At 40.7% G+C, this 20159-nt stretch carries 17 protein-coding genes, 1 tRNA gene and 1 pseudogene; 11 read left to right on the plus strand and 8 right to left on the minus strand.

The window, feature by feature from the left end; genetic code table 11:
• Nucleotides 1-78: 78 nt before the first annotated feature.
• Nucleotides 79-1176, plus strand: a complete 1098-nt coding sequence (aroC, locus tag MTN97_RS10005) for a chorismate synthase (RefSeq protein WP_069440254.1) — start codon at nucleotides 79-81, stop codon at nucleotides 1174-1176.
• Nucleotides 1177-1303: 127 nt separating this feature from the next.
• Nucleotides 1304-1690 (plus strand): DUF4112 domain-containing protein, encoded by a 387-nt coding sequence (locus MTN97_RS10010; protein WP_069440253.1) that lies wholly within the window; start codon nucleotides 1304-1306, stop codon nucleotides 1688-1690.
• 45 nt (nucleotides 1691-1735) lie between these two features.
• Here the strand turns inward: MTN97_RS10010 and MTN97_RS10015 are convergent, their stop codons facing one another.
• The gene (locus MTN97_RS10015; protein ID WP_069440252.1) at nucleotides 1736-2434 is read right to left on the minus strand and encodes a 2'-5' RNA ligase family protein; all 699 of its coding nucleotides are present in this window, start codon (nucleotides 2432-2434) and stop codon (nucleotides 1736-1738) included.
• Nucleotides 2435-2646: 212 nt separating this feature from the next.
• Here MTN97_RS10015 and MTN97_RS10020 point away from each other — a divergent pair, with 212 nt between their 5' ends.
• From MTN97_RS10020 to MTN97_RS10035, 4 genes are all read left to right on the plus strand, one after another.
• Nucleotides 2647-3201 carry an elongation factor P hydroxylase gene (locus MTN97_RS10020; protein ID WP_248474304.1) on the plus strand — a complete coding sequence of 185 codons (555 nt, stop codon included), beginning with the start codon at nucleotides 2647-2649 and terminating at the stop codon, nucleotides 3199-3201.
• Nucleotides 3191-4333, plus strand: a complete 1143-nt coding sequence (locus tag MTN97_RS10025; protein WP_248474305.1) for an ATP-NAD kinase family protein — start codon at nucleotides 3191-3193, stop codon at nucleotides 4331-4333. Before MTN97_RS10020 ends, MTN97_RS10025 begins: the two co-directional genes overlap by 11 nt.
• A 3-nt stretch (nucleotides 4334-4336) precedes the next feature.
• On the plus strand, nucleotides 4337-4612 hold the full coding sequence (locus MTN97_RS10030) for a YfcL family protein (RefSeq protein ID WP_024602794.1): 276 nt from the start codon (nucleotides 4337-4339) through the stop codon (nucleotides 4610-4612).
• Between the two features lie 142 nt (nucleotides 4613-4754).
• Nucleotides 4755-6314 carry an AbgT family transporter gene (locus tag MTN97_RS10035; protein ID WP_036983190.1) on the plus strand — a complete coding sequence of 520 codons (1560 nt, stop codon included), beginning with the start codon at nucleotides 4755-4757 and terminating at the stop codon, nucleotides 6312-6314.
• A gap of 1048 nt (nucleotides 6315-7362) precedes the next feature.
• Here MTN97_RS10035 and MTN97_RS10040 read toward each other — a convergent pair.
• The gene (locus tag MTN97_RS10040; RefSeq protein ID WP_248474306.1) at nucleotides 7363-9177 is read right to left on the minus strand and encodes a DEAD/DEAH box helicase; all 1815 of its coding nucleotides are present in this window, start codon (nucleotides 9175-9177) and stop codon (nucleotides 7363-7365) included.
• Nucleotides 9178-9337: 160 nt separating this feature from the next.
• The gene (locus MTN97_RS10045; protein ID WP_008114535.1) at nucleotides 9338-9601 is read right to left on the minus strand and encodes a GrxA family glutaredoxin; all 264 of its coding nucleotides are present in this window, start codon (nucleotides 9599-9601) and stop codon (nucleotides 9338-9340) included.
• 290 nt (nucleotides 9602-9891) lie between these two features.
• Between MTN97_RS10045 and MTN97_RS10050 the strand changes: the two genes are divergently transcribed.
• Complete coding sequence (locus MTN97_RS10050; RefSeq protein ID WP_036983183.1) at nucleotides 9892-10338, plus strand: Hsp20 family protein; 447 nt, start codon at nucleotides 9892-9894, stop codon at nucleotides 10336-10338.
• 114 nt (nucleotides 10339-10452) lie between these two features.
• Here the strand turns inward: MTN97_RS10050 and MTN97_RS10055 are convergent, their stop codons facing one another.
• The 5 genes and pseudogenes from MTN97_RS10055 to MTN97_RS10075 form a co-directional block, all read right to left on the minus strand.
• Complete coding sequence (locus tag MTN97_RS10055) at nucleotides 10453-10881, minus strand: hypothetical protein (RefSeq protein ID WP_248474307.1); 429 nt, start codon at nucleotides 10879-10881, stop codon at nucleotides 10453-10455.
• Nucleotides 10878-11654, minus strand: coding sequence for a peptidyl-prolyl cis-trans isomerase (locus MTN97_RS10060; RefSeq protein ID WP_248474308.1), 777 nt, complete (start codon nucleotides 11652-11654; stop codon nucleotides 10878-10880). The genes MTN97_RS10055 and MTN97_RS10060 overlap by 4 nt, the downstream gene beginning before the upstream one ends.
• Complete coding sequence (locus MTN97_RS10065; protein ID WP_248474309.1) at nucleotides 11641-12066, minus strand: hypothetical protein; 426 nt, start codon at nucleotides 12064-12066, stop codon at nucleotides 11641-11643. The genes MTN97_RS10060 and MTN97_RS10065 overlap by 14 nt, the downstream gene beginning before the upstream one ends.
• Nucleotides 12066-13086: pseudogene (locus tag MTN97_RS10070) on the minus strand (phospholipase). Before MTN97_RS10070 ends, MTN97_RS10065 begins: the two are co-directional and overlap by 1 nt.
• Before the next feature lie 160 nt (nucleotides 13087-13246).
• Nucleotides 13247-14800 (minus strand): cryptochrome/photolyase family protein, encoded by a 1554-nt coding sequence (locus MTN97_RS10075; RefSeq protein ID WP_248474310.1) that lies wholly within the window; start codon nucleotides 14798-14800, stop codon nucleotides 13247-13249.
• Between the two features lie 224 nt (nucleotides 14801-15024).
• Between MTN97_RS10075 and MTN97_RS10080 the strand changes: the two genes are divergently transcribed.
• From MTN97_RS10080 to infB, 4 genes are all read left to right on the plus strand, one after another.
• Nucleotides 15025-15101: transfer RNA gene (locus MTN97_RS10080), tRNA-Met, on the plus strand.
• A gap of 279 nt (nucleotides 15102-15380) precedes the next feature.
• Nucleotides 15381-15836, plus strand: a complete 456-nt coding sequence (gene rimP, locus MTN97_RS10085) for a ribosome maturation factor RimP (RefSeq protein ID WP_008114543.1) — start codon at nucleotides 15381-15383, stop codon at nucleotides 15834-15836.
• Nucleotides 15837-15874: 38 nt separating this feature from the next.
• On the plus strand, nucleotides 15875-17374 hold the full coding sequence (gene nusA / locus MTN97_RS10090) for a transcription termination factor NusA (RefSeq protein WP_013464535.1): 1500 nt from the start codon (nucleotides 15875-15877) through the stop codon (nucleotides 17372-17374).
• A gap of 25 nt (nucleotides 17375-17399) precedes the next feature.
• The gene (gene infB / locus MTN97_RS10095; RefSeq protein WP_036983180.1) at nucleotides 17400-20057 is read left to right on the plus strand and encodes a translation initiation factor IF-2; all 2658 of its coding nucleotides are present in this window, start codon (nucleotides 17400-17402) and stop codon (nucleotides 20055-20057) included.
• Nucleotides 20058-20159: the final 102 nt, after the last annotated feature.

Raw genomic sequence — 20159 nt, forward strand, 5'->3', positions numbered from 1 at the left:
CCATTCATCCGAAATGGCTGGGCAAAACAATAGCCGAGTTAATTCTCGGCTATAAGTCATTAGGAATGAGGAAAGTTAATGGCAGGTAATAGCATAGGGCAGTTATTTAAAGTGTCCACCTTTGGCGAAAGCCACGGCGTTGCATTAGGCGGCGTAGTGGATGGCACGCCCGCAGGCCTTGAAATCACTGAGGCCGACATACAACACGATTTAGACAGACGCAAACCTGGGCAAAGTCGCTATACCACGCAGCGTCGTGAGAGCGACCAAATCAAAATTTTAGCGGGCGTTTTTGAAGGTAAAACCACTGGTACCAGCATTGGTTTATTAATTGAAAATACCGATCAACGTTCACAAGATTATGGCAAAATTAAAGATGTATTTCGCCCAGGCCACGGTGACTATACCTACTGGCACAAATACGGCCTTCGCGATTACCGTGGTGGTGGCCGTTCATCTGCGCGCGAAACCGCTATTCGGGTTGCCGCAGGCGCTATTGCTAAAAAGTATTTAAAGCAATTTCATGGTATTGAAGTACGTGCGTGTTTGAGTCAACTAGGGCCAATTAAAGCCGAAAATTACGATTGGGATGAAGTGGAAAATAACTTATTCTTTTTCCCAGACGTTAGCAAGCTTGAGGCACTCGATGAATATATGCGTGACCTTAAAAAACAAGGTGACTCAGTTGGCGCTAAAGTAAAAGTAGTAGCTAAAAATGTGCCTGTTGGCTTAGGTGAGCCGGTATTTGATAGGCTAGATGCCGAACTTGCCCATTCATTAATGAGTATTAACGCTGTAAAAGGCGTTGAAATTGGCGATGGCTTTGATGTGGTTGAGCAAAAAGGCTCAGAGCATCGTGATGAGTTAACCCCTGATGGTTTTACCTCAAATCATGCCGGCGGCGTATTGGCAGGGATTTCTACAGGGCAAGATATAATCGCATCCATTGCGCTTAAGCCAACATCAAGTATTACCATTCCCGGTAATAGTATTAACACGAGTAATGAAGCGGTTGAGATGATCACTAAAGGTCGTCACGATCCTTGTGTAGGCATTCGTGCTATTCCGATTGCTGAGGCAATGATGGCCATTACTTTAATGGATCATTTACTACGTCAACGCGGTCAAAACCCGCATGTAAATCACGAACATGGGCCAATTAAAGGCGCTATCTAAGCGCGATTTACTATAAATTAATAATAAACGCGCACCAGCGCGTTTATTATGTACAAGCTATACATCTTTATTGCCGCTCAATAATTTAAATGTGCTCAGCGCACCTAAAAATAAGAGAGCTGTTAGTATGCAAAAAAACAATCAATCTCACGTTACACAAGCTGAATATAAAGCCACCATAAAACGACTCGAAGAGTTTAGCCGCTTTACCGATAGCAGTATTGGTATTCCGTTTACTAAATTTAAATTTGGTGTTGAGTCGCTGATTGGGCTTTTACCTGTAATAGGTGATTTAGCGGGACTTATTTTGTCTGGCTATGTACTAATTGAAGCGCAGCGCTTAGATGTTAGCAAGCGAGTAAAAAGCCGTATTATTATAAATATGTTGATTGATTTTGTTGGCGGGCTCATTCCATTTTTTGGAGATATTTTTGATGCCATGTTCAAAGCAAATACGCGTAACACCCGCATACTTAAAAAACATTTAACAGATAAGCTAACCACAAACCCATAAATATTATTAGTCATAAAGTGTGTAATTAGCCCTGTTATTAACTATTTATTTGGCATCAAAAAAGTACTTAGCGAGTATTTCTTTTTGTTGACCAAATTGATCAGACACTCCAATTCCAATCCCAATTATTTCACCTTGTGCCTGGGGCGGCTCAGCGTGCAGTGCTTTTTGTACTAACGCTAATGCTGGGCTTTGTTCATTCGCGAGTAGGGTTAAATGCGGCTGAAAATTCTGAAATACATTAGGGCTGCCATAACGTTCAAAAGCCACAAGTTTATTAGGGTAATGCTTTACCCAACTTGGCACTAGCGCTTGATGATCGCGAAGCGGCTCAAGATTAAGGGTAACCTCGTCGGCTAAGCGTTGTAACTGATATGATTTTTCTAATTTTATAAATGCCCAATTACTTGGTGACACATTAAACCCATTGGCTTTTATCTCAAACGACTGATGCTCTTTTACAATACGCTCTACCACTTTCTTAATTTCGTTTTGTGCGTCAACGGGATAATCCGTTAAATACAAGGTGGCGTGTACGGGTAACCCTTGTTGGTAAAACGTAATAATTTGGTGCGTAGCCAATTCATCGCTGGTGTTAGCGACTAACTCAACAATAGGCTTAGAAGGAATAGCAAATACGTTAATACTTATACTTTTTGCATAACTGCTGGCAGAAGCAGCCAAGAGTGTTAAAAAAGTAAAAGAGATAAATAGCCACGATAAAAAGCTGTGTTGTTTAACCATAAGAGTGAGTCAATTCAGGTTTTTTGTTGGTGTATGGTAAGCGTAATTAAGCGTTCAGTAAATAAAGTATGGTAAGGAAGCCTTAATTAATGCATCGCTAATTTTTTACTTTGTAGATAAAAGTACGTACAATTCGCTTCGTTTTTAGTGTGCTTTATACTAATTTCATCTGTCTTTAAAGCATCGGGTTCAAACGAGTATACGAAGTATTTATGCACCAAGTAGCTGATCTAATTTCTATTTTCGAACACACTTTTTACCAAAGCTATAACACGCGTTTGGTAAAAGGTGAGCATGAGCCTATTTATATTCCCGCAAATGATTCAACCCCGTATCATCAAATTGTGTTTGCCCATGGTTTTTATGCCAGTGCATTGCATGAAATAGCCCATTGGTTAGTGGCAGGTGCGCAACGCCGTTTAAGTGAAGATTATGGTTATTGGTATTGCCCTGATGGGCGCGATGCTACACAGCAAGCAGAGTTTGAGTCAGTAGAGGTAAAACCTCAAGCAATAGAGTGGGCATTGAGTGTGGCTGCTGGGTTCGATTTTAACGTATCGATAGATAATTTAAATGGTGAGCAAACTTGTCGATTTGCGTTTCAATCGCGTGTTCATGCAAAGTTATTAGAGTTGTTGCAAAACGGGTTTAACCCGCGAACAACCTTATTATTAAAAGCACTGTGTAAATTTTATAACACCACGTGGCCTTTAAATGCTGCGCAGTTTTCATGGCATTCACCCGAGGAGCTAAAAGATGCAGTTTAAGTTAGGGCTGATTGTAAACCCGGTTGCAGGATTGGGCGGTAGTGTGGCGTTAAAAGGCAGTGACGGCGAAGACACCGCCGCTAAAGCCATTGCATTAGGCGCTGAGCCTAAATCAAATAGCCGCACTAAAGCTGCACTTGAAGTGCTGGTACCTTATCAGTCAAATATTACTATTTATACTGTTAATGATGAAATGGGGGAGCACACAGCAAAATCGCTCGGCTTTAATACGCAAGTGGTTTATCAAAGTAGCTCACCCACAACCAGTGACGATACTGAAGCGGCAGCTCGTTTATTACAGCAGCAAGGTGTAGATTTAATCTTATTTGCTGGTGGCGACGGAACGGCGCGTAACATTTGCCATGCTGTAGAAGACTCCGTACCTGTTTTGGGTATTCCTGCGGGGTGTAAAATTCACTCTGGAGTATATGCCATAACGCCAAAAGCTGCAGGTCGCGTAGTTGAAATGTTAGTTAAAGGTGAGCTGGTAACGCTAAGCGATGCTGATGTGATGGACATTGATGAAGTCGCCTTTCGCCAAGGAACAGTAAAAGCAAAACGTTATGGCGAAATGCAAGTACCCAGTGAAGTGCGCTATGTACAAGCGGTTAAAAATGGCGGTAAAGAAACCGATGAATTGGTACTTGCTGATATTGCCGCTTATGTGGTCAGTGAAATGGATGCCGATACCCTCTATGTAATGGGCAGTGGCTCTACCGTTGGCGCGGTGATGGAAGAAATGGGGCTTGAGAATACACTGCTCGGTGTTGATTTAGTTGAAGATCAAGCTTTAGTAGGCCAAGACTTAACAGCTCAACAATTACTTGAACTTACGACAGGACGTAAGACAAAATTAGTGATCACCTTGATTGGCGGTCAAGGGCATATTTTTGGTCGAGGTAATCAACAACTCAGTCCTGCGTTAATTAAAGCGATAGGCCGCGACAATATTATTGTAGTGGCAACAAAAACTAAATTACAGGCTTTAAATGGCCGACCGCTAATTTGTGACACCGGCGATAGCGAGTTAGATGATGAATTAAGCGGTTATATACGTGTAATCAGTGGGTTTAACGACCATATTATGTATGCAGTAGGTCATCAAGATGGGCTGCACCTTGAGGAGAAGTAACACATGAGTTTAGTAAATTACATAGATGCTGCGCAGCAATATTTTGATGATTTAGTGATAAAAGCCACTGATGATGAGCTATTTGCCGGCGGTTATTTACGTGGTCACTTTGATTTAGCGGTAGGGTATGCCCAAGTTGAGGAGCTAAATTTAGAAATTACTGAGCTAAACGACACCGTTGAAAAAAGCCTAGTAAAAGCCTATCGCAATGGCGAACTTAATGAAGACGATAAAGCACTCGTAGTAAGAATATGGGATGAAGTAAAAGCACTCGCATAAGCTTTTTTATTCATTTATAACTGCGCGGCCACTGAGCCGCGTTTTTTTGTGGCTAAAAAAGAACTTGTTTACTCAGTTAAAATTTACCTCATTCCTTAGATACGCTAAAGTAGCGTAGTCTAAATTCTAGGGAACAAGTGAAATGAATAACAATAATGATGCGACAATGCCAACGGGCATAGTTGCGCGATTTTTAAATTTTGTTGAACGGGTAGGTAATAAGCTGCCTGATCCAGCAATTATCTTTTTGTTTGCCATGTTATTAATCTGGTTTTTGTCTTGGTGGTTTTCAAGCGTCACATTTGATGCAATAGACCCTCGTACTGGCGAAGCCATTATCATTAATAACATGCTTGCCAGCGATTCGTTGGCCACTTTTTTATCTTCTATGGTAAAAACATTCACCGGTTTTGCGCCACTGGGTGTAGTGCTGGTTGCAATGCTAGGTGTGGGCGTTGCAGAGCATTCGGGCTTTATTAATACCGGCCTTAAATTAATGCTCAAAGTAACGCCTAGAAAATTACTAACACCCTCAATTATTTTGGTGGCTATTGTGAGTCATACGGCTACCGATGCAGGGTATGTGTTAGTTATACCTCTTGCTGGGGTAATATTTTTTGCCGCCGGTCGTCATCCGCTTGCCGGTATTGCAGCGGCATTTGCGGGGGTGAGTGGTGGCTTTGGTGCTAACTTTATTCCATCTGGAATTGACCCACTATTGCAAAGCTTTACCCAAAGTGCAGCACAAATTATTAATCCGACAATGAGCATTAACCCGCTTAATAACTGGGGCTTTGCTTCAGCATCAAGTTTATTTATTGTGCTGTTAGGTTGGTATATCACCGATAAAATTATTGAACCACGTTTAAAAAATTCACCAGTAGATGGCGAAACTCAAGACCTACCAGCATTTGAAGATGCGCGTAGCGACGAAAAGCGCGCCTTTCTTATTGCAAGTAGTGTAATGATTGCAGGTATTGCATTATTAGCGTATGTATCTGCACCGGCTGATTCAGCGATGCGCAGCAGCGATGGCTCGTTAACAAATTTTAGTTCACCACTAATGCAATCAATAGTGCCACTGATATTTTTGTTATTTTGGATCCCAGGCGCAGTATATGGTTTTACTGTAGGGACCTTTAAAACCTCTAAAGACATGATAGATGCGATGAGCAAAGCCATGAATGGTATGGCGTATTACATTGTTATGGCATTCTTTTGTTCATTATTTATTGCTGCATTTAGTAAATCAAACCTAGGTGCTTTACTGGCAATTGAAGGGGCTCAAGTATTAAAAGCAATGGAGTTACCGAGCTCAGTAACGGTAGTAGGGATTATTTTCCTAACTGGTTTTGTAAACTTATTTGTTGGTTCAAGCTCGGCTAAGTGGGCACTGTTAGGCCCGGTATTTGTACCTATGCTAATGCAACTCGGTATTTCGCCAGACCTAACGCAAGCGGCGTACCGCGTGGGAGATTCTAGCTCTAATATTATCACTCCGCTCATGCCATACTTCCCACTAGTCGTGGTGTACTGTCAAAAATACGTTAAAGGTACAGGCATAGGTACGCTTATCGCGATGATGCTACCGTATTCAATCGCCTTTATGATTGGCTGGAGTATCTTCTTGCTGGGATATTGGGCACTCGGTCTCCCATTAGGACTTGATGCCAGCTACGTGTACCCAGCAGTAGCGCCTTAACTTAATTTTGATTCATAAACCTCACTCACTCGAGTGAGGTTTATATAAAAGTGCTGTAATATTCAAAGTAAGTCTAAGTTACCTTTCTAAATCTCTCACTATATAGCCAAACAAACTGGCCTCACCAAGAATATAAACATAATCGTTTTTGTTATTCATTATTGTAGGCTTATCGTCGTACCATCTAAAATCATGAGTTTCGTTTGTTTTAGGATCTTTAAAATATAAATGAGTACAACTATCTTCATAATCAGAACCACACTTTTGTACATCAGTTAGGATATATTCCTTATACCAATAGTCGCCTTGCGTGTAGTAAGCCCATAACTTTATGGGCTCAGAGATAAAAATATAGATTGTTCCATAGATTAAAAAAGGGATTAATGGATACGTGAATATTACTGATAATTTCGTTTTTGTATCTGAGAAACTAGATTTAAGATGCTCTCTGTATTTACTGCAGCGTCTATATTTATTGAATACAAGTATATTTAAATAGATGAATGATGCGCCACAAATAATAGGGAGTGTTATAAAGAAAATAACGTCGTATATTTCATTTGTGATAAATGGTGGATCTGTAAAGTCCATTAAGATAGGAATAATGATGCATAATAAAATAGGGAACATTATTGCTACAAAGAGTAAGTTGTCGTAATTTCTTTTCAATTTTTAATTCGTCCATGAATTATAGCCTTTGCTTAGTTTACATAAATTTTATTGTTTTAAAAATCAAAGAAAACATGTTTATACACATTAAGTAATCTGAGTTATTGGGTAATAAAGCTATCTCAAGCAGCTTTTTCAACGCTAATTGCGTTGAATTTACTTACAATAGGCTAGTAATTGACGTGTAATTTAGCCTTGTTTTCACTGCAATCTCTGGTTAGAGAAAGCAAACAAAATATATTTTAATTCAATATGTTAGTTAAGTACCTAATACTGGCTTGCGGCTTCGAGTTAGGGAAATTAAGCTGATAGCTGAATTCCAGACACAAAAAAGCCTTGGCACTTTCATGCCAAGGCTTTTTTTCTAAAGAGTCGTTGCTTACTTAGCGGTAAAGCTAACTGGGCGACGATCTTTACGAGGGCCGCTACGCTTATCAGGGCGTTGACCATCTTTATTAAAGCTACGCTTCTTGTCACCAGCAGGGCGTTCAGAACGCTCGCCGCGTGGCTCAGAAGGGCCTTGATCTTGTGTTAATGTCATACCCATTGGGCGTTTACAAATAAACACTTTTTGGAAGTGATCAAGTACATCTTTAGGCATGTTTTGCGGTAATTGTACCGTACTGTGATTATCGTGAAGACGAATGTCACCAATAAACTTGCTTGAAATGTCTGCTTCGTTAGCAATTGCGCCAACAATGTTCTTAACTTGAACACCATGTTCACGACCTACTTCGATACGGTATGTATCCATAGGGCCTGCATCACGGCTGTTACGCTCGCGAGGTTTACGCTCACCACCGCGTTCGTTACGACGACCACGGTCATTGCTACGAGGATTACGATCATTACGTTCGTTACGCTCACGCGGTTGAATCTTAACTTCTTCAACTTTAATTGGTGATTGTTGCTGTGCTAAACACAGTAACGCACCCGCTAAGTCTTCAGGAGCAAGCTCAAGTTTTTGTGCCATGTTGGTAGCCACTTCATTGAAGAAAGTAATATCTTTGTTTTCAAGAGCAAGCGTAAGCTTTTCTTGTAAGGCATTGATACGTTTTTCTTCAACAACTTTAGCTGTAGGTAATTCAACTTGTGCGATTTCAGATTTAGTATGACGAATGATATTTTTAAGTAAATAACGCTCGTTATGCTTAACGAAAAGAATCGCTTTACCAGTACGACCAGCACGACCTGTACGGCCGATACGGTGAACGTAGGCTTCAGAGTCTTGTGGAATGTCGTAGTTGATAACTAAGCTTAAACGGTCTACATCAAGACCACGTGCCGCTACGTCTGTTGCAATAACAACGTTTAGCATGCCGCTTTTTAAACGATCAACCGTGCGCTCACGCGCTTGCTGGTTCATGTCACCGTTAAGTGGCGCTGCAGAGAAACCTTCGCGCTCTAATAACTCAGCAAGTTGCACTGTGTCGTTACGCGTACGTACGAAAACAATAGCACCTTCATATTGTTCAGCTTCTAAGAAACGAACAATCGCTTTATTTTTATGAACATGGGCATTCCAAAACACTTGCTCAACTGATGATACAGTTGAGTTGCGCGCAGAAATATGAATCTGTTCAGGGTTATTCATATATTTGCTGCTGATGTTTTGAATTTGCTTAGGCATAGTCGCAGAGAAAAGACATGTTTGCTTTTCACGCGGTGTTTTTTCCATGATGCTTTCTACATCATCGATAAAGCCCATACGTAGCATTTCATCGGCTTCATCAAGTACAAGTGCTTGTAAAGCATCAAACTTGATAGTGCCACGGTTTATGTGATCGATTAAGCGACCTGGTGTAGCAACGATAATCTGTGCGCCACGACGAAGTGCGCTCAGCTGGATGCTGTAGCTCTGGCCACCATAAAGTGCCAATACTTCAACACCACGAGTGTGTTTTGCATATTGTTCAAATGCCTCAGCTACTTGGATCGCAAGCTCACGGGTAGGTGTGAGTACAAGGATCTGTGGCTGTTTCACAGACGGGTCAATATTATTTAGTAATGGCAGTGCAAATGCTGCTGTTTTACCTGTACCCGTTTGTGCTAGTCCCAGTACGTCCTTTCTTTCTAGCAATAACGGTATACATTGAGCTTGGATTTCAGATGGTGTCTTGTAACCCAACTCTTCAACTGCCTTTAAAATTGCAGGAGAAAGATTTAGAGATTCAAACGTGACTGGTTCTGACATTAATACGCCTCAACGAATTTAAAGAGGCGCGCATTGTATAGGAAATGCGAGGCAAATGCTTGTATAAATTACAACTAATTTATATGTGTTTGATGTTGGTCGAAATTTAACCAGCTTCAATTGTGCGTTAATTGAGCTGGTTAACACTCTGTCTACAAAATTACTGGTAAAGGCCTAGGTTTTCTTTAGCATAGGCTTCAAATTCAGTGAATCCACCAATATGAGTTTGGTCTACAAAAATCTGCGGTACGGTTGGGCATGGTTTGCCTGCAGACTTCTCTAAATCTTCTTTACTGATACCTTCTTTGATGATGTCGATGTAGCGGTATTTAAAATCATCGCGATCATTAGCAAGTTGCTCTGCAACATCTTTAGCGCGAACACAAAAAGGGCAGCCTTCACGGCCAAAAATTACTGTTAACATAACGCTCTCCTCAGATTAGTTGACCCTAGTGTAACTAATTTCATTTTTTATTACAGTGCAAAAAAACGATTATTGCGTTCGCTTTTTTTTAGGGCCTGTAAAAAAATAAAAATATTTTATAAAAAAATCTTGAAATAAAATTGCCCGCCCATAGATAGTTATTTGAGGACGCCTTATGGGTCTTCAGTAAATCAGAACTATTTGAAAATTATATTATTAATTAACTTTTGCCGTTACTTGTTCAAACGAAAAGTAGCAGCAATATATCGCTTAAATATGAGGATATTATTATGCGTACAGTAGATTTATCACCCCTATACCGTTCATTCATTGGTTTCGATCATTTAGCATCATTAATGGATGCTGCTGCGCAAACTGACAAGCAGCCAAGTTTTCCTCCTTATAACATCGAAGCGCTTGATAAAGACAAGTACCGTATCACTATGGCTGTGGCCGGATTTAGTGAAGACGAGTTAACCTTGCAATCTGAAAATAACACTTTGGTTGTATCAGGCACTAAAGCGGGTAAAGAGCAAAATGATGAGCGTAAATTTATTCATCAAGGGATTGCCGAGCGTAACTTTGAGCGTAAGTTCCAGTTAGGCGACCACGTTAAAGTACTTGGTGCAGACTTAGCCAATGGCTTACTAAGCATCGACCTTGAGCGTGAGATCCCAGAAGCGCTTAAGCCACGTAAAATCGAGATTGGCTCAGGCAATATGCTAGAAAGCAAATAGTTAAGCTAGCACACGTATTTTCCCTGTGAGAAGCCGCCATTTGGCGGCTTTTTGCGTTGTTAGTCTTTTAAGTTTATTTGTAGTTGTTCTTGTGAAAGCTTTTTTTGTCGGCCTTTAGCCACCTTTAGCCAGTAATTCTTCAAGTTTTAATATTTTGGCTTGTGCAGCAATAACAAAACGTTGCTCTAGCTGTCTTTGCTGTTCAAGGTGGAAATCTTGATATGCCTGGTGATTATTTAAACCACCACCGTACTGAGCAATTGGCTGAGTATTTTTTACTATGTTGGGTAAATAGGCAGGAGAGGTTATTGGTAGCAAAGGCTGAGGGCTCGTATTATTAGTTGTAACCGTGTTTAATTGCGTGCTTTTCAGCTCTTGGGTCATGTCAGCAGTAGTCAGCTCAAGTGACGTTATTTGCTTAACACTTTTAGCTTGGTTAAGGGAATCAATATTCTTTATCGTTGGTTTACTAGTATATTGAGTAAAAAGTGCGTACATACCAACACAAGCTACAACAACAGAAACGAAAACTTTTTTACTCATAAAATTACTCCTGTCTTATTTTGCCACTTGAGCCAAGTATCCTCATACTGTTGTACCGCTTTTTGTTCTGCGATGGCCTTTGTTGCTTGGTATCGAACAGTTTCATCTTCTGGCGAAAAGTACTCAAACTGATGCTCATAACTGTGTATCACCACCGATTCACCACTGGGTGTACGTATAATAGGAGAAATGGTGTTTTCTTTAGTTGTGAACGCAAGTTGTACAACCCAGCTACTTTTGTTTTTACGGTTTAATTCACTGTTGTATTGAGCATATATATCTTGTTTTCCTGATATTACTAATGCTTGTTTTAGCGTTTTGTTACCGGCCAAGGTGCGAAAACTTACAGCATTGGCTCGATGAGAAAATTGAGCTCCATGGGCTTTTACGTGGCTTAAAAATTTAAACTGCGATTTATTGGCTTGATAAAATGCTTTAATTTCGCTTTTGTTTACTTGTTTCTCTAGTTTTTCAAGAGCGGGGCTTTGCATATGCATCATTGTATTTATGTCTAGCCAGCTTTGAATGGAGGGGCGCAAAATATCTCCTTGAGCTATTTCATACAGATGTTCAATATCAATATTCTGTTTTGCCAAAATCGGTTTGGCTTTTGAAAACGCTATATTGAATTGCCGTTTTTTTATTAATTCACTTTTGAATAGTTCACTATCTCCTTTGTGGAGTTTAAAGCGTACCTGCATTGATAATGCATCGACAAATTCATATAAATTAATAGCGTTATACAAAAGAGGGGTTAAATCAAACTGCTGCATTTTTTATGGCGCTTTGCACATACTGGCCATTTTTAGGGTAGGGCCCTAATGTGCGTTTAAGCCATTGGTTATCATAAATCTCAAGCTTTATTGGGCTTGACTGTGCGCTTATAGCTAATTGTGAATCGAACAGATTTTTTAAGTAACGTTCAACATGGTATTGAGTCCTAAAACCAACAGCAGATTGTCGTTTTATTATCGCAGGCGTTTTTAGCGCAGCTTGTTGTAATAAAAACTGATTTTCATACAGACGAGTTCTAACTTCATTGATTGTAATATCAGGGTTGTGCTTTAAATAAGCACGATGCATAAAGTTAATTTCATTATTGCTGTATTGTGTAAATGATGCCATTACTAGGGAGTGGTAAAACACACCTAGTAATGTAATCACTAAAATAGCCATTTTTTTCATTAGCGAGCAACCATGGCGTGGTTTAATAAGTGCACCACCATTGCTATTGCATGGGGCACGACCTGCTTAGCTATATTAAGGCGATCAAAATGATCTTCTGAGTTGAGTACAATCCCACCTTGTGCATAAGAAAATGAACCGCCTTGAGTTAATAATGGGCGAACATCTTGGCTATTTTTATCTAAAGGCGAGAACGTTTGCATTGCTTGAGTAACGAGTGATAAATTGTTGAGCTGCTCTTGGTCATAGTAATCGTAATCGTTTACCCAACTTTCCCAGCTAGAATGAATTAGATCTGATTTGGTCCATGTGTGGTGAGGTTGTAATAAATCAGTAGTATGGAACACAAACCCTAATACCTGCGGATTGCCGCTTTGTAAGTAACTTTGATACCAATATTGCCCTAAATTATCGATAGGTTGAAATGGCATTTCTTCAAAGTCGTCGTACATAGAATAGGTTGAGTTACTATCGATTCTATAGTGAGATTCTGTTACACCATAACTGTTTTATTTTGAAGAATCGGCATTAAACCAACCTGTTTCACCCCCTTCACCATCATCAAGGTAGTCACCTTTAAGCCAAGCAGACGCAAGATTATCAATCGTGCCCCAAACAGTGAGCTTGTCATAATTATAACCACCAAAATCGTTACCATGTTGGTCTGCACCTTAAGTATGATTTTGAAAATGCCAATAGCTTGTATATTTAACTATGCTTTGCGCTGCTCCCCATACAGGCGCTTGAACACACGAACCTGTGATTGCACCACAGAAAAAAGTGTCTTCAAAGTCATCTACATCATAAGCAGCTTGTCCAAGCAGCTCGGCTAATTCAGAGATTGTCAGATTGTTTTGTGCAGCGTACTGCCCGTAGGGCTGCATATTCAGTACTAGTTGGGTGCTGCTGCATATAGTTAACAGCATCAAGAACAATACGTTTGTGAGTTTCTTGACTAAAAGCTTGAGCTTGGCTTGTACTCAGTAGTAAAAGTGTCGCTGCAATTAATTGTTTTTTCATTTTATTCTCATCATAGTCTGGAGTAAGAGATGCAATTAAAAAATAAGCTCATTACACTGACACGATAAACAGATTTAACATTTAAGTAACAACATTACCTGTATTTGGTACTTTAATATTAACTATCAAGGGTGTTGCCGCCAATTGACGGCATTTGTATTTATAGCTCTTCAATACTATTTAAATAGTGGCTAGCTTGATCTAAAGTTTCTTGGCGTAATGATTCATCTTGTTTATCCCAATTGCGATAAATCATGCCTATTCGTGGATTTTTTTCAAGCCGCTCTCGGTGTGTTTGCATAAATTGCCAATAGAGGCTATTTAGCGGGCAAGCGTCTTTTCCTACTTTTTCTTTCACCTTATATTGGCAGCTTTTACAGTAGTCGCTCATTTTATTTATATAGTTGCCGCTAGCCGCATAAGGCTTGGTAGCAATGATGCCATCGTCAGCAAATTGGCTCATCCCTCGTGCGTTAGGCATTTCTACCCATTCAATAGCATCGATATAAACACCCAAATACCATTCATCCACTTCATCAGGGTTAATAGCGGTTAGTAAACAAAAATTACCTATTACCATTAAACGTTGAATATGATGGGCATACGCGCTGTCTAAGCTTTGTGTTAATGAGTGGCTTAAGCAGTTCATTTTTGTTTTACCATTCCAAAAATAACGTGGCAGTGCACGGGTTGCATTAAGCTGGTTTTTGTTAGCGTAATCGGGCATGTTTTTCCAATACACGCCACGCACATATTCTCGCCAACCCAGTACTTGACGAATAAAGCCTTCAACCTGAGAAATAGATATTTCATCTTGGCGTTGTTGGTATTCTTTGACCACACGGTCGATAACATAGCGAGGATGTAAAATTTTGGCATTTAACGCAAATGATAACCGGCTGTGATAAAAGGTATCTTTATCAGGGCATTGATCTGTCATCGCATCTTGAAATTGACCAAAACGGGGAAGTAAATGTGCACAAAAGTGATCAAGTGCGCTTATTGCTTGTTTACGGGTTGTTGGCCAGCTTAATTGGGTTTCTATTTGCCCAAAGTATTTTATTTTATGTTTATCTAAACGCTCAATGATGGTGCTAACATCATTTTTAAATAATTTGGGTTTGGGGATATCGGCTAAATCGCTTTTTGAAAACTTATTACGGTTATTCGCATCAAAATTCCATTGACCGCCATGAGGTTTGTCATCATCCATTAAAATATCAAACTGCTTACGCATTGCCCGATAAAAATGCTCCATAGTGACGTGTTTATCTTTTTTAAAGCGTTTGTCTATATCGTTAAATGCTAATAAAAAATGCTCGCTGTCACAGGCAGTCACAGCTAATTCGCTGTTAGTGGCAAAGTTGTGCAGTTGTGTTTTTAAACGGTACTCATCTGGGTATTGATATTCAATTGAGGTGCATTCATGCTGCTTAGCTAATCGAGTTAAAAGAGCGGGTAAGTTATCATCGTCTTTGGTGTCATCTAACGTTAAATGCAAAACGTTAAAGCCAGCATCTTTTAAGGCGTTAGCGAAGTTTTCCATGGCTTTAAAAAAGGCTGATATTTTTTGTACGTGATGCTTTACGTACTGCGCTTCTTGCATGAGCTCGGCAATAACAAACACGGTGTCATCGGATTTATCTTTAAACCAAGAATGAGCGGGGTTTAGCTGGTCACCTAAAATTAGTTTTAAGGTTTTGAATTTTTTCATAATGAGCCAAAATTATTTTTATACGCAGTATTTTAAAAAGCGATCGATTTCTACATGTCGTTTTAATCATAGAGCAAAGCAATAAACAGCATTGCTTTTTTTATCAACTTATTACTTATTATGGTTGCTAATTTAGTGGCACATCCTTATAATAGTGGCCATTGTTTAGTAGATTATAAAATTTACTAACAGCGATATTAAGTTATTAACTTTTTATCTATTGGCGCGGGATGGAGCAGTCTGGTAGCTCGTCGGGCTCATAACCCGAAGGTCGTTGGTTCAAATCCGGCTCCCGCAACCAATCTTAATAGTAGGTTTAAACTTACTACTTTATATCGCGCATTCTAAGTAATGCGCGTTTTGCGTTTAAGCTAATGAAGTTTAATTTGGTCAGGGTACTGACTCGCAACCAAGCTTGGCCCTAGGCCACACAGTTTTGCGTTTTTTGGTGTGACGCCCCGCTTGGTTCGGGGCGTTGTTGTATCTGCACCGTTTGATTTAATGTTTATCGATTAAATCAAAATTTAAACTCAGTATTTTAGGGCTATAAGCCCTTTTTTTGTTTGTATGGAGGATTTTCGTGACAAAACTTGAACAAGATTTAGTAACCATGTTAACGCCTGCAGTAGAAATGCTAGGCTTTGAATTACATGGTCTTGAGTTTGTACAAGCGGGTCGCCATTCTACCTTAAGAGTATACATTGCTCATGAGGATGGAATTTCAGTTGACAACTGCGCAGATGCAAGTCGTCAAATTAGTGCGATTTTAGACGTCGAAGACCCGATTACAAACGAATATGATTTGGAAGTGTCGTCTCCTGGTGTTGATCGTCCATTATTCAAACAAGATCACTACGAGCAGGCGCAAGGAGAGGAAGTACGCGTGCGTACTAAGCTTCCACAAGACGGTCGCCGTAATTTTAAAGGCGATTTAATAGCAGTTAGCAGCGATATGATCACACTATCTAGCGATGGTGCAGAGCATTTAATCATGCTTAGTAACATTGAACGTGCGAACATAATCGCAAAGTTTTAATTCGAGTGCGAAGGAATAGGGCAAGCGAGGCATTACCCATGGCAAAAGAGATATTATTGGTTGCTGAAGCCGTTTCCAATGAGAAAGCGGTTCCAAAAGAAAAGATTTTTGAAGCTCTAGAGTTCGCATTAGCGACAGCGACAAAGAAAAAGCATGATGGTGAAATTGATGTACGTGTTGCAATTGACCGTAAAACCGGCGATTACGATACATTCCGTCGCTGGCAAATAGCTGAAGTTTTAGAAGATGGTTCTTTAGAGAATCCATACAGCGAAATCACGTTAGAAGCTGCTCAAGTTGAAGAGCCTGACTTGAAAATGGGCGACTACGTAGAAGAGCAGATTGAATCAATTAAATTTGACCGCATAACAACACAGATGGCTAAGCAAGTGATCGTACAAAAAGTACGTGAAGCAGAGCGCGCCTTAGTCGTTGAAGCATATAAAGATCAAGAAGGCGAGCTGGTAACGGGTGTTGTTAAAAAAGCAACCCGTGATGCAATCGTACTTGATTTAGGTAACAACGCAGAAGCGGTTATTTATCGTGACGACATGCTGCCACGTGAAAACTTCCGCCCGGGTGATCGTATCCGCGGTCTTTTATATGAAGTGAAGCCTGAAGCACGCGGTGCACAATTATTTGTAACCCGTTCTAAACCAGAAATGCTGATGGAATTATTCCGCATTGAGGTGCCAGAAATTGGCGAAGAAATGATTGAATTACGCGCTGCAGCACGTGATCCAGGTTCACGCGCTAAAATCGCGGTTAAATCTAACGACAAGCGTATTGACCCTGTTGGTGCGTGTGTTGGTATGCGTGGCGCACGTGTTCAAGCGGTATCGTCAGAACTTGGCGGTGAGCGTGTTGATATCGTGCTTTACGATGACAACCCTGCACAGTTTGTTATTAACGCAATGGCACCAGCAGAAGTGGCTTCAATCGTAATGGATGAAGATACACACTCAATGGATATTGCTGTTGAAGCTGATAACTTAGCACAAGCTATTGGTCGTAATGGTCAAAACGTACGTTTAGCAAGCCAATTAACTGGCTGGGAATTAAACGTAATGACCGTTGATGAAATGCGCGCTAAGAACGAAGCTGAGTCAGATAAGTTAATTAACTTATTTACTGAAAACTTAGATATTGATGACGAATTTGCATCATTACTTATCAACGAAGGTTTCTCAACACTTGAAGAAGTTGCTTATGTTCCGGCTTCAGAGTTTTTAGAAATCGACGGCTTAGATGAAGAAACAGTGGACGTATTACGTTCACGTGCAAAAGATGCATTAACAACGAAAGCGCTTAAAACGGAAGAAAGCTTAGAAGGCGCTGAGCCTGCTGAAGACTTACTTGCGCTTGAAGGCTTAGAGCGTCATTTAGCATTTGTTATGGCAAGTAAGGGTGTAGTAACACTTGAAGACTTAGCTGAGCAAGGCATTGATGAGCTTGTAGATATTACAGAGCTATCTTCAGAGAAAGCGGGCGAGCTAATTATGGCTGCACGTAATATTTGTTGGTTTGCAGACGAGTAATTTATTAACGGAGGTATTAGAGACTATGGCAGAAGTAAATGTTGAAAAACTAGCCGGTGATATAGGTACAACTGTTGATAAATTACTACAGCAGTTTTCACAAGCCGGTATTACTAAACAAGCAGGCGACAATGTAACTGAAGCTGAAAAAGCGACGTTACTTGATCACCTAAGCAAGCAACATGGTGGCACGGGCTCTGAAGGCCCTGCTCGCATGACATTGCAACGTAAGAGCAAAAGCACATTAAGTGTGACGGGCTCTACGGGTAAAGCAAAAGCTGTGCAAGTTGAAGTTCGTAAAACACGCACTTATGTGAAAAAAAGTGCTGTTGAGCAAGAACAAGAACAGCAACGTCTAGCCGCTGAAGAAAAAGCACGTCTTGAAGAGCAGCAAAAAGCTGAACAAGCCGCTGCTGAATTAAAGGCAAAACAAGAGGCAGAACGTAAAGCAAAAGAAGACGCTGATCGTAAAGCCAAAGAAGAAGCTAAACGCAAAGCAGATGCTGAGCGTAAAGCGAAACAACAGCAGATGACCCCTGAGCAAAGTGCTAAGTCTGAGAAAGATCGCATCGAAGCTGAGCGTCTGCAAAAAGAAGCAGAAGAGGCCGCATTGAAGAAAGCTGAAGAAGAAGCGAAACGTCAAGCAGAAGAGGCAAGAAAGCTAGCTGAAGAGAACTCAGCACGCTGGAAGAAAGAAGAAGAAGAACGTAAGAAACGCGAAGAAACCGCGGATCACCACCTTACGACTTCAACGTACGCACGTGAAGCAGAAGATGTAGCTGATGCTCGCGAAGAGCAAGGCTCTCGCCGTGCGAAGAAAAAGAAAAAAGCGCCAGCAAAGGATAAATTTGCAGCGTCTAAAGGTAAAAAAGGTAAGCTAAAAGCGCCAGCGTCATTACAGCACGGTTTCCAAAAACCAACGGCTGATGTTAAAAATGAAGTGCGTATTAGTGAAACAATTACAGTTGCTGAGCTTGCATCACGCATGGCGGTTAAAGGCGCTGAAGTTGTAAAAACTATGATGAAAATGGGTGACATGGTTACTATTAACCAAGTTATTGACCAAGAAACTGCGCAACTTGTAGCAGAAGAAATGGGCCATAAAGTTATCATCGTAAAAGAAAACGAATTAGAGCAAACAGTACTTAATGACCGCCATGAAGATGGTAAGTCAGAGCCACGTGCGCCAGTAGTAACTGTTATGGGTCACGTTGACCACGGTAAAACATCGACGCTTGATTACATTCGTTCAGCTAAAGTTGCATCAGGCGAAGCCGGTGGTATTACACAGCACATTGGTGCATACCACGTTGAAACTAACGGCAATATGATCACTTTCTTAGATACTCCGGGTCACGCCGCATTTACATCAATGCGTGCTCGTGGTGCAAAAGCGACTGATATCGTAATCCTAGTGGTTGCAGCTGATGATGGCGTAATGCCACAAACTAAAGAAGCGGTACAGCATGCTCGCGCAGCTGGCGTTCCTTTAATTATTGCTGTAAACAAAATGGATAAAGAAGGCGCAGATCCAGATCGCGTTAAAAACGAACTAGCTCAGCTAGACGTTATCCCAGAAGAGTGGGGCGGCGATACACAGTATGTTCATATCTCGGCTAAAACTGGTTTAGGTATTGATGACCTGCTAGAAGCTGTACTAATGCAATCAGAGCTATTAGAACTAAGTGCGCCGACCGAAGGTATGGCAGCAGGTGTTGTTATTGAATCACGTCTTGATAAAGGCCGTGGTCCTGTTGCGTCTATTCTTGTTCAGTCAGGTACGCTTAATCAAGGTGACATTGTATTATGTGGTCTTGAATATGGCCGTGTTCGTGCAATGCGCGATGAAAACGGTAAAGACATTAAGTCTGCCGGTCCTTCTATTCCAGTTGAGATTTTAGGTCTTTCTGGTATTCCAGCTGCAGGTGATGAAGCCACAGTAGTTAAAGATGAGCGTAAAGCACGTGAAGTTGCACTTTACCGTCAAGGTAAGTTCCGCGATGTTAAACTTGCTCGTCAGCAAAAAGCGAAACTTGAAAACATGTTCTCTAACATGGCTGAAGGTGATGTGTCTGAAGTTAACATCGTACTTAAAGCCGATGTTCAAGGTTCAATTGAAGCTATTTCAGACTCACTAACTAAACTTTCTACTGATGAAGTAAAAGTGAAGATTGTTGGTTCAGGTGTAGGTGGTATCACTGAAACTGATGCAACTCTTGCGGCAGCGTCTAACGCGATTGTGGTTGGCTTCAACGTTCGTGCTGATGCATCTGCGCGTAAAGTAATTGATGCTGAAAACTTAGACCTTCGTTACTACAGCGTAATCTACAGCTTAATCGAGGAAGTTAAGCAAGCTATGTCAGGTATGCTTGCTCCTGAGTTTAAACAAGAGATCATTGGTCTTGCTGAAGTACGTGATGTATTTAAATCTCCAAAAATTGGCGCAATTGCTGGTTGTATGGTTACTGAAGGTACTATCAAGCGTAGCGCACCAATTCGTGTACTTCGTGATAACGTGGTTATTTACGAAGGCGAGCTTGAGTCATTACGTCGCTTTAAAGATGACGTTGCTGATGTTCGTAACGGCATGGAATGTGGTATCGGCGTTAAGAACTACAATGACGTTCGCGTTGGTGACCAAATCGAAGTATTTGAAACAGTTGAAGTACAACGTAGTCTTTAATTGTTATTAGGTGGTGTTGGACATTCAAGGTTGTACCTCGATAGCCCAACATAACCTATGCTAAGATTTTAAATGGGGGCTTAGCCCCCATTTGTGTATCCA

The organism is Pseudoalteromonas sp. 2CM36K (assembly GCF_023161865.1).
GTDB lineage: Bacteria > Pseudomonadota > Gammaproteobacteria > Enterobacterales > Alteromonadaceae > Pseudoalteromonas > Pseudoalteromonas tetraodonis.